Consider the following 14,380-nt stretch of genomic DNA (forward strand, 5'->3'; position numbering starts at 1 on the left):
CTCCAACTGCGCCTGGCGGGCAAGCCCGCCAGGCTTCGTATCCTCTCCCCCGAGGGGGAGAGGAGGCTTGAGTCACCGCGCCACGCCCAGATCACCCGAGGTGAACCCACCCTCGGCATCGTTGGCGCCGTGCTTGCCCATTTCGAGCCGCGCGATGGTGCGGTTGTGGACTTCGTCCGGACCATCGGCGAGGCGTAGCGTACGCATGTGCGCATAGGCCTTGGCGAGGCCGAAATCCTCGCTGACGCCCGCGCCGCCATGCGCCTGGATGGCATCGTCGATGACCTTGAGCGCGATGCGGGGGGCTGCGACCTTGATCATCGCGATCTCGGCCTTGGCGTACTTGTTGCCGACCTTGTCCATCATGTCCGCCGCCTTGAGGCAGAGCAGCCGCGTCATCTCGATGTCGATGCGCGCTTCGGCGATCCGCTGTTCCCAGATCGAATGTTCCGAAATCCGTTTGCCGAAGGCGACGCGCGACTGCAGGCGGCGGACCATCTTGGCCAGCGCCTCTTCCGCCACCCCGATGGTGCGCATGCAGTGATGGATGCGGCCCGGCCCGAGGCGGCCCTGCGCAATCTCGAAGCCGCGGCCTTCACCGAGCAGCATGTTGCTCGCCGGGATGCGCACGTCCTTGAGCTCGATCTCCATATGGCCGTGCGGCGCATCGTCGTAGCCGAACACCGGCAGGTGGCGCAGGATGTTCACGCCGGGCGCGTCGAGCGGCATCAGCACCATCGACTGTTGCGCGTGGCGCTTGGCCTCGAAATCGGTCTTGCCCATCACGATCGCGATCTTGCAGCGCGGATCGCCGGCTCCGGACGACCACCATTTGCGGCCGTTGATCACATATTCGTCGCCCTCGCGGCGGATCGAGGTCTCGATATTGGTCGCATCCGACGAGGCGACCTGCGGCTCGGTCATCAGGAAGGCCGAGCGGATCTCGCCGTTCATCAGCGGCTTCAGCCACTGCTCCTTGTGCGCGGCGGTGCCATAGCGGTGCAGCACTTCCATGTTGCCGGTATCGGGCGCGGAGCAGTTGAAGATCTCGCTCGCCATCTCGACCCGGCCCATTTCCTCGGCGCACAGCGCATATTCGAGGTTGGTAAGGCCGGGGCCGTCGAATTCGAAGCTGTCGTCGACATGCGGCAGATTGGGGTTCGACGGCGGCATGAACAGGTTCCAGATGCCCGCCGCCTTGGCCTTGGCCTTCTCGTCCTCGATGACCTGCAGCACCTTCCAGCGGCCGCCCTCGGCCTGCTGCGCGTAATAGTCCTTCACGCGCGGGCGGACATGCGCCTCGATATGGCTGCGGACGCGGTCGCGCCAATAGGCCTGGCGTTCGGTAAGGTCAAAATCCATGGCTCATCTTCCTTTCGTGAAACTCATCAGGATTGTGCGATCTGGGCCAGCCGCGCCTCGTGATCGGCGCGGCCCAGGGGAAAGCGGGTGAACAGCCACGCGCAAATGAGTCCGATCACGGTGGTGGCGATGGCAAAGGTCAGCGCGAGCCGGTCGATCACGTCCGGCGCGACCTGGCCCGGCTGAGCATTGTCGGGGAAACCGGCAATGGCGAGGATCAGCGCCGAGGCGAGGATGCCGAGCCCGCCGATACATTTCTGCATGAAGAAGAATCCGGCGAAGAAGATGCCTTCGGTCCGCTTGCCGGTCTCGGCCTCGCTGGCATCGGTGACATCGGCGATCATCGAGCTGATCATCATCATTGCGCAGATGCCGAAGGTGATCGACAGCGCGATCAGCGACAGGATCACGATCGTGATCGTGCCGCCGCCGGTTGCCGGAAACAGGCCCGCAAGCCGAAGCCAGTAGGGCGCGGTCGCGAACATCAGCGACAGCAGCGAGGCGATCGCTGCGGTGCGCGGCTTTTCGAGGCGGCGCGACGCCGGCCCGACGATGAAGAAAGCAACCGCGACTCCCAGGAACAGCACGAACGGGTAGATGTTGAACACGCTCTGCTCGAATTCCCAGACGTACAGCATCAGATAGTTCTGCAGCGCGAAGAAAAGCCCCTGATTGGCAAAGGCGCACATTCCGGCGGCGAGCAAAAGCTGGAACGGCTTGAAGCGCAGCGCGGCGACGAAGTCCCTGAGGCCATGCGAATGCGCGGCGGGACCATCGGTATTGGGATGTGCGAGCAGCCGGTGCGTTCCCAGCGCCGAGACCACCACCGAGACGATCATCACGACAGACCCGACCAGCGCATAGCGATGATAGCCATTGGGGTTGAGCACGCCATTGTCATAACCGGGCTCGGGCACCAGCAGCAGCGCATAGGCGGCATAGAGCATGACGAGGCCGCCCATCCAGCCGAACAGGAAGCGATAGCGCAGCACCTCGGTGCGTTCGTGATAGTCGCGCGTCATCTCCGGCAGCATGGCGAGCGCCGGGACCTCATAGGCCGAAAACGAGAAGCGCACCGCCATCGCCACGGCAATGAGGTAGAAGAACAGCGCGCCGTTGCTCCATTCGGGCGGGTTCCAGAGCAGCAGCCAGGAGAGCGCGATGGGCAGCGCTGCGCCATAGAGCCAGGGATGACGACGTCCCCAGCGGCTGCGCGTCGCATCCGACCGGTGGCCGACAAAGGGATCGAAAAAGGCGTCGGCCACCAGCGCCAGCGCGACGGCAAGGCCGACCTGCTCTGCCGGCATGCCAATGACCTGATTGAAATAGATCAGCAGAAAGACGGCAAAGCCGTTGTCCTTGATGCCATAGGCGACCGAACCGAATCCGAAGGCGAGCTTGGTGCCCATCGACACCTTTTGCGCGGATGCGGGCAGGGGAGGGACTCCGGCAACGGTCATGCGATGCAGCTTTGCCCGCCGCCGAGCAGCCCGTTCGCCCGGTGCCGATGCACCTGCGTTGCGATGGCCGGTATGGCCCGCTGCATTGATTCTCTCCCGTTCGTGTCCTTGGGCCGATACCATATGGCAGCTACCGTAAACGTCAACCGCCGTGAGGGTGACGTTACGGCATCCGGCCTAGGATTCAACAGGCTTGCAGCCGCCTTGCGTCCACCATAGACTGGGCCGCGACGGACGGTTTTGGCCGCAGGAAAAGCTTCCCGGCCCCGCCCTTGGGACCCTATTGGGAATACAGGCGCAGAGAGGATGACGATGAGCGATCTCGATCAGTTCAGGACAGAAGTGCGCGCATGGCTGGAGGAGAATTGCCCCGCCGAGATGCGCGAGCCGGTGCGCGGCGATGACGATGTGTGCTGGGGCGGACGCAACTGGCAGTTCAAGAACGAGGCGCAGAAGCTGTGGCTCGAGCGCTGCGTCGCCAAGGGCTATACCGTCCCCGACTGGCCCAAGCCCTATGGCGGTGCCGGTCTGTCGGCTGCCGAAACCAAGATCCTGCGCCAGGAGATGGCGCGCATCAACGCGCGTCCGCCGCTGTCGAGCTTCGGCATCTGGATGCTTGGCCCAGCGCTTCTGCATTTCGGCACCGAAGAGCAGAAGGTGCATTACCTGAACCAGATCGCGCGCGGCGAGATCCGCTGGTGCCAGGGCTATTCGGAACCGGGTTCGGGATCGGACCTCGTGTCCCTGCAGACCTATGGCGAGGACAAGGGCGATCACTGGGTGGTCAACGGCCAGAAGATCTGGACCAGCTATGCCGACAAGTGTGACTGGATCTTCTGCCTGGTCCGCACCGACAAAACGAACAAGTATCAGGGCATCTCGTTCCTGCTGTTCGATATGGAGACGCCCGGCGTCACCACCAAGCCGATCAAGCTGATCAGCGGCAACTCGCCCTTCTGCGAGACCTTTTTCGACAATGTCGTGGTGCCCAAGCACCAGATCGTCGGCGAACTCAACCGCGGCTGGGATGTCGCCAAGTATCTGCTCGGCCATGAGCGCGAGATGATCTCGGGCGGCGGCCTGGGCGACGGCGCACCCTCGCTCGGCGCGCAGCTCAAGAATTCGATCGGCACCAATGGCCTCGGCCAGCTCGACGACGGCATTCTGCGCGCCGAACTCGCGCAGTTCGATGTCGATGCGCTGGCGTTCAAGGCGATGGCCGAGCGCTTCGGCGACGAGATGAAGGCAGGCAAGGGCCATCCCGCGCAGCCCAACATGATGAAATACGCCGGGACCGAGCTCAACAAGCGTCGCCACGAGCTGGTGATGGCGGGCAATGGCTCGGACGCGCTCGAATGGGAGAGCGAAGCCAGCAAGGGCGGCGCCAAGGCGCGCAACTGGCTGCGCACCAAGGCTAACAGCATCGAGGGCGGCACCAGCGAGGTGATGCTCAACGTCATCTCCAAGCGCATCCTCGACCTGCCGGGCGCTTGAGTCACTATGGCCCTCTCCCCTTGAGGGGAGAGGGTTGGGAGAGGGGGCAACCCTCTCGTTTTTCTCATCATTCAAAGGGCCGGGCAGGGCTTCGTTCCCCTCTCCCCGGCCCTCTCCCCTCAAGGGGAGAGGGAGATCTAAAATGCCCATGTTCCTCAACGAAGACCAAACCATGCTGCGCGACAGCGCGCGCGAATTCCTCAAGACCGAGGCCCCGGTCAGCCATATGCGCAAGCTGCGCGACGAGGGCTGCAAGGACGGTTTCCGCCACGCGCTGTGGAAGCAGTTCGGCGAGATGGGCTTTACCGGCATCCTGATCGGTGAAGACGATGGCGGCCTCGGCCTCGGCCATGTCGAGGCGGGCGTGGTGCTCGAAGAAATCGGTCGCAATCTGTCGCCTTCGCCGTTCCTGACCACGGCGGTGGCGGGCGTTTCGGCGCTCAACCATGGCGGGCAGCATCTCAAGGACAAGTTCTTCCCCGGCATCCTCGCAGGCGAGACCGTGCTGGCGCTGGCGATCGACGAGCATGCCAAGCATCGCCCGGCTCAGATCGCGACCAAGGCGGAGAAATCGGGCAACGGATTCAAGCTCTCGGGCAAGAAGCAGTTCGTCGTGCAGGGCGCGAGCGCCGATGCGCTGATCGTCGCCGCACGCACTGCTGGCGCGCCGGGTGAGACCGATGGCATCACGCTGTTCGTCGTAGACAAGGATTCCGCGAACCTTTCGATCGACAATACCCGGCTGGTCGACAGCTCGATGGCCGCGCATGTCACGCTCGACGGCGTCGAGGTCGATGGCGATGCGGTGATCGGCGATGTCGACAATGGCTGGCAGGTGCTGTCCGCATTGCTCAAGGCGGGCCGCGCAGGCTCTGCCGCCGAGCTGGTCGGCGTCGGTTCGGGCGCGATGGACATGACCGTAGATTATCTCAAGCAGCGCAAGCAGTTCGGCCGTCTGATCGGCGAGTTCCAGGCGCTCCAGCACCGCGCAGCGCATCTCTACAGCGAGATGGAAATCGCGCGCGCGGCCGTGCTCAAGGCGCAGCAACTGCTCGACGAGGGCAAGGACAGCGCGGATATCTATGTCTCGGTCGCCAAGGCCAAGGCCGGACGCAGCGCCAATCTCGCGGTGCGCGAGGGCGTGCAGATGCACGGCGGCATCGGCATGACCGACGAGTACGATATCGGCTTCTACATGAAGCGCGACCGAGCGCTCAACGAGTTCATGGGCGATGCGAACTTCCACGCAGGCCGCGTCGCGGAGATTTTTGGGTATTGATCATCCTCTAGCCCCTCCCATTGAGTTGCACTCGTCTGCGGCTCAGGGGAGGGGTTGGGGTGGGGCCTTCACGGGTGGCGCAGCTATGCCCCACCCCCAGCCCCTCCCCTGAAGGAGAGGGGAGTATTTGCATGGCACTCGATCCCGAAATTTTCGACGCGCTCCTCGAAGGCGTGCGCCGCTTCGTTGCCGAACGGTTGCGCCCGCTCGAGGCGCAGGTGTCAGAGACCGACGAGATTCCCGACGATCTCGTCCAGGACATGCGCGATCTGGGCCTGTTCGGCCTGTCGATCAGCGAGGAATATGGCGGTCTCGGCCTCAACATGGAGGAAGAGGTCCGCATCGCCTTCGAACTCGGGCGCACCTCGCCCGCAATGCGATCGACCTTCGGCACCAATGTCGGCATCGGCAGCCAGGGGCTGGTGATGGACGGCAACGAGGCGCAGAAGGCGAAATATCTGCCGCTGATCGCCAGCGGCGCGATCATCACCTCGTTCGCGCTGACCGAGCCCGATGTCGGATCGGACAGCGGATCGGTGAAGACCCGAGCCGAGCTCGACGGCGATGCCTATGTGCTCAACGGCTCGAAGCGCTACATCACCAATGCCGACAAGGCCGATCTGTTCACGGTGATGGCGCGCACCGGCGGTCCCGGCCCCAAGGGCGTGACCGCCTTTCTGGTGCCGCGCGATCTGCCCGGCCTGTCCGTCGGCAAGCCTGAGCGCAAGATGGGCCAGCAGGGCGCGCATGTCTGCGACGTCAATTTCGACAACGTTCGCGTGCCGGTCGAGAACCGGCTGGGCGCGGAAGGTGACGGCTTCAAGGTCGCGATGCGCGTGCTCGATCGCGGGCGGCTGCACATTTCGGCGGTCTGTGTCGGCGCGGCCGAGCGGCTGATTGCCGACAGCATTGCTTATGCCAAGGACCGCCAGCAGTTCGGCAAGCCGATCGCCGAATTCCAGCTGATCCAGGCGATGATCGCCGACTCGGTGGCCGAGTGCAAGGCGGCCAAGGCGCTGGTGCTGCAGACCGCCAAGGCCAAGGACCGCGGCGAGCGCATTACAGAGGACTGCGCCTGCGCCAAGCTGATCGCGTCCGAGATGGTCGGCCGCGTCGCCGACCGCGCGGTGCAGATCTTCGGCGGCGCGGGCTATATCGCCGACTATGGCATCGAACGCTTCTACCGCGACGTCCGCTTGTTCCGCATCTACGAGGGAACCAGCGAGATCCAGCGCACCATCATTGCAAGGGAAGCCTTGCGTTCGGAGGGATGAACATGAGCATTGAAAACCTGTTTTCGGTCAAGGGCAAGGTTGCCCTGGTCACCGGTGGATCGCGCGGCATCGGCAAGATGATCGCGCAGGGGCTGATCGCCGCGGGCGCCAAGGTCTATATCTCGGCGCGCAAGGCCGCCGCCTGTGATGCGACCGCCGAGGAACTGGGGCCGAACTGCATCTCACTGCCCTGCGACGTATCGAGCGTCGAAGGCGCACGCCAGCTCGCCGCGCAGCTGGCCGAGCATGAAAGCCGGCTCGACATCCTCGTCAACAATGCGGGCGCCGCCTGGGGTGCGGAGTTCGAGGATTTCCCGGAAGTGGGCTGGGACAAGGTGATGGACCTCAACGTCAAGTCGCCCTTCTTCCTCACCCAGGCGCTGCATGGCCTGCTGAAAGCGGGCGCGACCGCCGAAACCCCGGCCAAGGTGATCAATATCTCGTCGGTCGACGGGATGCGGGTCAATCCGTGGGAGACGTACAGCTATCAGGCAAGCAAGGCGGCGCTGATCCAGCTGACCAAGCGCATGGCTGTCCGCCTGCTGCGCGACCATATCTATGTCACCGGCATCGGCCCGGGCGCATTCCCCTCGGACATGAACAAGGCCGCGCGCGACTATGGCGACAAGGTGGCCAGCGGCATCCCCAACAAGCGCGTCGGCGACTGGCAGGATATTTCGGGCGCGGTGATCTTCCTTGCCAGCCGCGCGGGCGACTATGTGATCGGCACCACCATCCCGGTCGATGGCGGCATCGTCAATGCCTCGGTGCCGCAGGGCGGCTACGACCCCGAAGGCCATTGATCGATCCGTTCGGACGTAAAATCGCGGCGCGGGCAGGGGTGGCGCGCGCCGCTTTCATGCACACTGCCTGGAAATATTCATGGGGAGATGTGTGATGGCCTTGCGCAACCTGGCGATGGCAATCGGCCTGGGCATCGCAATGGTTGCAACCGGTCCGATCGCCGAGGCGCAATCCCGCAAATCCTCGCCCTCGCTTGGCGGGTCGATGAGGGGCCTGCTCGGCAATGCGTCGGACAGCGCGCTCGATCAGCTCGGACAGCCCGGTGCCTTCTATGCCGACGAGGCCGTGCGCATTCTGTTGCCTGGTCCATTGCAGAAGGCGACCAAGCTGCTGCGGCTCACCGACCGGGCGGGGATCACCAACAACCTGGTCAAGTCCTTGAACGATGCCGCAGGCCTCGCCGCGCAGGAGGCCAAGCCGGTCTTCCGTTCGGCCATCGATTCGATGACGCTCGCCGACGGCGTCGGCATCGTCGCGGGTGGCGATACCGCAGGCACGCAATATCTCCGGCGCACCTCGGGCGAAGTGCTGCGCCAGAAGATGCGCCCGCTGGTGAGCAACGCGCTGGGCCGTACCGGCGCCTTCAAGCAACTGGATAGCCTGGGGACCAGCGGAACCGGCGGCGTGCTCGGCGCGCTCGCTGGCGTGGACCTCAGCCGCGATGGGTTGATCGACAGCGTCACCGATCAGGCGATGTCGGGGATCTTCACCTATATCGGTCGCGAAGAGTCCAACTTCCGGAAGAACCCGCTCAAGTCCGGCAAGAAGCTGCTCGACCGAGTGATGTGAGCGGCATCAGGGCGAAGGCGTGTTCATCAGGTCGCGGACATAATCGATCAGCCCGGTCTGGCGCGCGCGGCGCATACGTTCCGAATTGAGAATCTGTCGGACTTTCTCGAAGCAGTTTTCGACATTGTCGTTGATGACGACGAAATCATAGCCATCCCAGTGGCTGATCTCGTCCTGTGCACGTGCCATGCGCCCGGCGATCACCTCTTCGCTGTCGGTATTACGGCTACGCAGCCGCCGGTGCAACTCTTCCAGCGAGGGTGGAAGGATGAACACGCGCACGACATCGCCCTCGGCGCGCTGGTACAGCTGCTGCGTGCCCTGCCAGTCGATGTCGAAGAGGAAATCCTGCCCTTCGCGCAGGCCCTGTTTCACCTGGGCCTTGGGCGTTCCATAATAATGGCCGAAGACCTTGGCCCATTCGAGCAACGCGTTGTCCTCGACCAGCCGGTGGAACTCGGCCTCGTCGATGAAATGATAGTCCTTGCCGTCAATCTCGCCGGGGCGAGGCGGGCGCGTGGTCACCGACACGGACAATGCGATATGCTTGTCCTGTTCGAGCAGCATCCTCGCGATGGTCGATTTGCCCGCACCCGAGGGCGAAGACAGGATGAACAGCAGCCCACGACGGGCAAGCGGCGCTTGGATGACGGTGTTGATCATGGCGGCTCATGGCCAAAGCCGCCGCCAAAGGTCAACCAGTTTGTGCGTTACAATTGGCGCGTCAAGGCTTGGGCGGCTTGGCCTTCTGCTTGCGCTGGTCATAGACCGCCTTGGCAAGCAGCGCACCGCCGACAAGAAGCGCGCCCGGCACCGAGCGCGTGGCGACGCGCGCCGCAATCGCTCCCATCAGCGTGCCGCCAAAGACGGTCGCTGCGACCTGATTGCGCGCCTTGGCCCCGATCATGTTGCGCAGCATCTCGTCATTGGCCGCCGTCGTGATCAGGCGACTCGCACCGTTCCAGGCGCCGACGGTCCAATGCGGGCGGGCAGCGGGCGGCGCGGCGGTGACGCCGGTCCCGGCCACCGGTGCCGGTGTGTTGACCACCGGCGTCGTGCTGGCGGGCGTTTCGGGGGTGGACGGGCTGTCGTTCACGGGGTTGGTCATGGCACATCCATAGCTGATTTGGGCTCCGACCTCAAACGCCTGCCGCCGCAGGAGCGTTCCCACAACCAGTCACCGACCGATCATGTCCTGCGGGCGGACATGCGCATCGAACGTGGTTTCATCGACCAGCCCCAGCGCCAGCCCCGCCTGCTTGAGCGTCAGCCCGTGTTCGTGCGCGTGCTTGGCGATCTTGGCGGCATGGTCATAGCCGATGACCGGCGCAAGCGCGGTGACGAGCATCAGCGAGCGATCGACCAATTCGGCAATCCGTGTTTCGTTAGCCTTCATCCCGTCGACGCAGCGCTCGGCAAATCCTTCCATGCCCGTTGCGAGAAGATCGACCGAGCGCAGCACGTTGGCGCCGATCAACGGCTTGAACACGTTGAGCTCCATATGCCCCTGCAGCCCGCCGATGGTGATCGCCTGATGGTTGCCCATCACCTGCGCTGCGACCATGGTCAGCATCTCGCACTGGGTGGGGTTGACCTTGCCCGGCATGATCGAGCTGCCCGGCTCGTTGGCGGGAAGCTCGAGCTCGCCCAGGCCCGAGCGCGGGCCCGAACCGAGCAGGCGGATGTCGTTCGCAATCTTGGTCAGCGCCACCGCCAGCGTGTTGAGTGTGCCCGAAAGGTGCACCAGCGGGTCGTTGCTGGCGAGCGCCTCGAAACTGTTCTCCGCCGGATGGAACGGATGGCCGGTGATGCCCGCAATCGCCTCGCACATCTCCTGCGCGAACCCCCTGGGCGCGTTAAGACCGGTACCGACTGCCGTGCCGCCGATGGCGAGGCGATAGGTACCCGCCACCACCGCCGGTTCGATCCGGCGCCCGCAGCGATAGAGCTGGTTAGCATAGCCGGAAAATTCCTGGCCCAGCGTCAGCGGTGTGGCGTCCTGCAGATGCGTGCGACCGATCTTGACGATAGAATCCCAGGCTGCAGCTTTTTCCGCGAGCGCCGAGGTCAGCCGGTCGAGGGCAGGGCGCAGCTGCGTCTGCACAGCGAGGCTCGCCGCGATATGAATCGCCGTGGGGAAGGCGTCGTTCGACGACTGGCTCTTGTTGACATGATCGTTGGGATGGACCGGGGTCTTGCCGCCGCGTTGGCCGGTCAGCAGCTCGTTCGCCCGGCCCGCGATCACCTCGTTGACGTTCATGTTGCTCTGCGTGCCGCTGCCCGTCTGCCAGATAGTGAGCGGGAACTGGTCGTCGAGCGCGCCGGAGACCACCTCCGCCGCCGCGTTCTCGATCGCATCGGCGAGCTCTGCGGGCAAGCCATGGTTGCGGTTCACGCGCGCCGCTGCCTGCTTGACCACCGCGAGGCCGTGCACGATGCCGATCGGCATGCGTTCGTGCGGCGCGAACGGGAAATTCTCGAGGCTGCGCTGCGTCTGCGCGCCCCAATAGCAGCTCGCCGGAACCGCGATCTCGCCGAGCGAGTCGCTTTCGATGCGGGTATCGATGTCTGTCAAAGGCCCAATCCGTGAAAGGCGGCCCTCAAGCCGCTATTTGCGCTTGCCGAAATCCACGCTGACGACGTTGGATCCATCGCCATCGCCGCCGGGATGATCATTCTCCGCCGCTTCGTGCGGCTCGGGCGGAGGCGTATCGCCCGAAACCTGGAACTGCAGGCCAAAATCGACCGCCGGGTCGACAAATGCGGTGATCGCACTGAACGGGATGAACAGGTGCGCAGGCACGCGGTTGAAGCTCAGCCCTACCGAGAAGCCGGTCTTCTCGACCTTCAGATCCCAGAATTTCTGCTGCAGGACGATCGTCATCTCGTCCGGAAATCGCTCGACGAGGTGGCGTGGAATGTCCACGCCGGGCGAGCGGGTCTTGAAGGTGATGTAGAAATGATGGCTGCCGGGCAGACCATTCGATTCGACTTCACCCAGAACGCGGCCGACGACCGCGCGCAGGGCTTCCTGGACGATCTCGTCATAGGGAATCAGGCTGTCGGGCGCATCGTCACTCATGCCCATTTTGTTGGACCGACATTCGATCAGGGTCAAGGCGCTAATGGCTCGCACGACAGGGCGCTGCAACAAGTGGCAAAAATGTTGCGCGTCTCCGCAAGCTGATTATAGGGCGCAGCATGCGCACCGCCCGGATAGAACGCAAGACCCACGAAACCGACATTTTCGTCGAGTTGAACCTCGATGGGACAGGCCAGTTCGACGTGTCGACCGGCATCGGTTTTCTCGATCACATGGTCGAGCAGTTTTCGCGCCATTCGCTGATCGACCTGACCTGCCGGATCAAGGGCGACCTGCATGTCGACCAGCACCACACGACCGAGGATTGCGCGCTCGCGATCGGCCAGGCGCTGACCCAGGCGCTGGGCGACAAGGGCGGCATCGTGCGCTATGGTCATGCCTATTCGCCAATGGACGAGACCTTGAGCCGCGTCGCGGTCGACATCTCGGGCCGCCCGTATTTCGTCTGGAAGGCCGCGTTCACCCAAGCACGGCTGGGCGAGATGGACACCGAGCTGTTCGAGCACTGGTTCCATTCGATCGCGCAGACCGCCGGCCTGACGCTGCATATCGAGCTGCTCTACGGCGCCAACAACCACCATATCTGCGAGAGCATCTACAAGGGTTTTGCCCGCGCGATGCGCGCCGCGGTGGAGATCGACCCGCGCAAGCAGGGCGCCGTGCCTTCGACAAAGGGCATATTGGGTGGCTGATCGCGTCGCGCTGATCGATTATGGCGCGGGCAATCTGCACAGTGTGCACAATGCGCTGAAGGCCTCTGGGGCAGGCAATGTCGCGGTGACCGACGATCCGGCGACCGTGCGCGCGGCCGACCGCATCGTCCTGCCCGGCGTCGGTGCCTTTGCCGCGTGCATGAACGGGCTGTCCGCCATCCCCGGCATGATCGATGCGCTCGAAGCCCGGGTACAAGGCGACAAGGTGCCGTTCCTCGGCATCTGCGTTGGCATGCAGCTGCTCGCCGAGCGCGGGCTGGAGCATGGCACGCATGCAGGTCTGGGCTGGATTGCGGGCGAGGTGCGCGCGATGGACGCGACGCCAGCGATCAAGGTGCCGCACATGGGCTGGAACGACGTAAGGCCTTCCGATCGCGCGCCGCTGATCGTGCCGGGTGAGGCCTATTTCCTGCACAGCTATCATTTCGCCGCCGCCAATGCCGCCGATGTCGCTGCCGTTACCGATCATGGCGGCGCGGTGACCGCCGCCGTCGCGCGCGACAACATCCTGGGCGTGCAGTTTCATCCGGAAAAGAGCCAGGCCTATGGCCTCGATCTGCTCCGCCGCTTTCTCGACTGGACCGTTTCATGAGCATCATCGTCTTTCCCGCGATCGACCTGAAGGGCGGCCAAGTCGTGCGCCTGGCCGAAGGCGACATGGACCGCGCGACGGTCTATGGCGACGATCCCGCAGCCCAGGCGCAGCTCTTTGCCGAAGCCGGTGCCCAGCATCTGCACGTCGTCGATCTGGACGGAGCCTTTGCCGGCGAGGCGGTGAACCGCAGTGCGGTGGAATCGATCATCAAGAGCTTTCCCGGCTATCTCCAGCTCGGCGGCGGCATCCGCACCCGCACCGCTGTCGAAGGCTGGTTCGACCTTGGCGTCGCTCGCGTCGTCATCGGCACGGCGGCGCTGACCGATCCCGAATTCGTGCGCGACATGGCCAAGGCCTATGAGGGCGGCATCGTCGTCGCGGTCGATGCGCGCGATGGCATGGTCGCGACGCACGGCTGGGCTGACGTCTCGGACGTGCCGGTGGCCGACATGGCGCGCCGGTTCGAGGACGCGGGCGTTGCCAGCCTGCTGTTCACCGATGTCGGCCGCGACGGGCTGCTCAAGGGCTGCAATATTGACGCCACCGTTGCGCTCGCGCGCACCACCGAGATTCCGGTCATCGCCAGCGGCGGGGTGAAGGGGCTCGACGATATCCATCTGCTCAGCCTGCATGCCGAAGACGGCATCGAAGGTGTCATCACGGGCCGCGCTCTCTATGACGGGCGGCTCGATCTCGCCACCGCGATCGCCATGGCCTCGCGCGGATGAGCGTCCGGGTTCGCGTCATCCCCTGTCTCGACGTCGCCAATGGCCGCGTGGTCAAGGGCGTGAACTTCGTCGACCTGCGCGATGCGGGCGATCCGGTCGAACAGGCGCGCGCTTATGACGCCGCCGGTGCCGACGAACTGTGCTTTCTCGACATTTCCGCGAGCCATGAGGCGCGCGGCACGATCATCGATGTCGTCCGGCGTACCGCCGAGGTCTGCTTCATGCCGGTCACCGTCGGCGGCGGGGTGCGCAGCGCCGAGGACGCACGCGCGCTGCTGCTCGCAGGGGCTGACAAGGTGGCGGTCAACAGCGCGGCGGTCTCACGGCCCGAGGTCGTCGCCGATATCGCCGAGCGCTTCGGCAGCCAGTGCATCGTTGCCTCGATCGACGCGCGCCGCCGCGCCGACGGCCAGGGCTGGGAAATCTTCACCCATGGCGGGCGCAAGGAAACTGGCATCGACGCGATCGAGCACGCATTGAACCTGACACGGCTCGGGGCAGGCGAGTTGCTCGTCACCTCGATGGACCGCGACGGCACGCGCGACGGCTATGATCTCGAGCTCATCCGCACGATAGCCGACCAGGTCGACATCCCCGTTGTGGCCAGCGGCGGCGTGGGACATATCGGCCATCTGGTCGAAGGCGTGACGAAGGGTCATGCCAGCGCGGTGCTGGCGGCATCGATCTTCCATTTTGGCGAAGCCAGCATCGCCGATGCCCATCGCGCGCTGGCCGAAGCCGGATTGCCTGCGCGATCGCACTGATTTTACAGCTTTTGC

15 protein-coding genes are annotated in these 14,380 nt (G+C 64.5%); 9 read left to right on the forward strand and 6 right to left on the reverse strand.

The window, feature by feature from the left end:
* Positions 1-72: 72 nt before the first annotated feature.
* Complete coding sequence (locus FG486_RS16115; protein ID WP_066276521.1) at positions 73-1,362, reverse strand: acyl-CoA dehydrogenase family protein; 1,290 nt, start codon at positions 1,360-1,362, stop codon at positions 73-75.
* A gap of 26 nt (positions 1,363-1,388) precedes the next feature.
* Entirely contained in the window at positions 1,389-2,822 is a 1,434-nt protein-coding gene (locus tag FG486_RS16120; RefSeq protein ID WP_181268274.1) for an MFS transporter, read from the reverse strand.
* Between the two features lie 312 nt (positions 2,823-3,134).
* Here FG486_RS16120 and FG486_RS16125 point away from each other — a divergent pair, with 312 nt between their 5' ends.
* The 5 genes from FG486_RS16125 (at position 3,135) to FG486_RS16145 (ending at position 8,462) form a co-directional block, all read left to right on the forward strand.
* Positions 3,135-4,316, forward strand: coding sequence for an acyl-CoA dehydrogenase family protein (locus FG486_RS16125; protein WP_181268275.1), 1,182 nt, complete (start codon positions 3,135-3,137; stop codon positions 4,314-4,316).
* A gap of 142 nt (positions 4,317-4,458) precedes the next feature.
* Entirely contained in the window at positions 4,459-5,595 is a 1,137-nt protein-coding gene (locus tag FG486_RS16130) for an acyl-CoA dehydrogenase family protein (protein ID WP_066274961.1), read from the forward strand.
* A gap of 131 nt (positions 5,596-5,726) precedes the next feature.
* Positions 5,727-6,869, forward strand: coding sequence for an acyl-CoA dehydrogenase family protein (locus tag FG486_RS16135; RefSeq protein ID WP_181268276.1), 1,143 nt, complete (start codon positions 5,727-5,729; stop codon positions 6,867-6,869).
* Positions 6,870-6,871: 2 nt separating this feature from the next.
* Positions 6,872-7,672 (forward strand): SDR family oxidoreductase, encoded by an 801-nt coding sequence (locus FG486_RS16140; protein ID WP_066282318.1) that lies wholly within the window; start codon positions 6,872-6,874, stop codon positions 7,670-7,672.
* Between the two features lie 94 nt (positions 7,673-7,766).
* Positions 7,767-8,462 (forward strand): DUF4197 domain-containing protein, encoded by a 696-nt coding sequence (locus tag FG486_RS16145; RefSeq protein WP_241695853.1) that lies wholly within the window; start codon positions 7,767-7,769, stop codon positions 8,460-8,462.
* A gap of 6 nt (positions 8,463-8,468) precedes the next feature.
* On the opposite strand, the gene gmk is transcribed toward FG486_RS16145, so the two are convergent.
* From gmk to FG486_RS16165, 4 genes are all read right to left on the reverse strand, one after another.
* Positions 8,469-9,125, reverse strand: a complete 657-nt coding sequence (gmk, locus tag FG486_RS16150) for a guanylate kinase (RefSeq protein ID WP_181268277.1) — start codon at positions 9,123-9,125, stop codon at positions 8,469-8,471.
* Between the two features lie 61 nt (positions 9,126-9,186).
* On the reverse strand, positions 9,187-9,570 hold the full coding sequence (locus tag FG486_RS16155; RefSeq protein ID WP_181268278.1) for a hypothetical protein: 384 nt from the start codon (positions 9,568-9,570) through the stop codon (positions 9,187-9,189).
* Between the two features lie 69 nt (positions 9,571-9,639).
* Complete coding sequence (gene fumC, locus FG486_RS16160; protein WP_181268279.1) at positions 9,640-11,037, reverse strand: class II fumarate hydratase; 1,398 nt, start codon at positions 11,035-11,037, stop codon at positions 9,640-9,642.
* A 33-nt stretch (positions 11,038-11,070) separates the two neighbouring features.
* Positions 11,071-11,544, reverse strand: coding sequence for an SspB family protein (locus FG486_RS16165; protein ID WP_060976966.1), 474 nt, complete (start codon positions 11,542-11,544; stop codon positions 11,071-11,073).
* A gap of 119 nt (positions 11,545-11,663) precedes the next feature.
* Here FG486_RS16165 and hisB point away from each other — a divergent pair, with 119 nt between their 5' ends.
* The 4 genes from hisB to hisF are packed head-to-tail and all read left to right on the forward strand — an operon-like array spanning position 11,664 to position 14,365.
* Positions 11,664-12,257 carry an imidazoleglycerol-phosphate dehydratase HisB gene (gene hisB, locus FG486_RS16170; RefSeq protein WP_066282326.1) on the forward strand — a complete coding sequence of 198 codons (594 nt, stop codon included), beginning with the start codon at positions 11,664-11,666 and terminating at the stop codon, positions 12,255-12,257.
* The gene (gene hisH / locus FG486_RS16175; protein ID WP_181268280.1) at positions 12,250-12,870 is read left to right on the forward strand and encodes an imidazole glycerol phosphate synthase subunit HisH; all 621 of its coding nucleotides are present in this window, start codon (positions 12,250-12,252) and stop codon (positions 12,868-12,870) included. Before hisB ends, hisH begins: the two co-directional genes overlap by 8 nt.
* A complete protein-coding gene (gene hisA, locus FG486_RS16180) occupies positions 12,867-13,601 on the forward strand; it encodes a 1-(5-phosphoribosyl)-5-[(5-phosphoribosylamino)methylideneamino]imidazole-4-carboxamide isomerase (RefSeq protein ID WP_181268281.1) in 735 nt (244 codons plus the stop codon). The genes hisH and hisA overlap by 4 nt, the downstream gene beginning before the upstream one ends.
* Positions 13,598-14,365 (forward strand): imidazole glycerol phosphate synthase subunit HisF, encoded by a 768-nt coding sequence (hisF, locus tag FG486_RS16185; protein WP_137776206.1) that lies wholly within the window; start codon positions 13,598-13,600, stop codon positions 14,363-14,365. Before hisA ends, hisF begins: the two co-directional genes overlap by 4 nt.
* Positions 14,366-14,380 lie beyond the last annotated feature (15 nt).

It is taken from the genome of Blastomonas ursincola (genome assembly GCF_013607875.1).
In the GTDB taxonomy this organism is placed as follows: domain Bacteria; phylum Pseudomonadota; class Alphaproteobacteria; order Sphingomonadales; family Sphingomonadaceae; genus Blastomonas; species Blastomonas ursincola.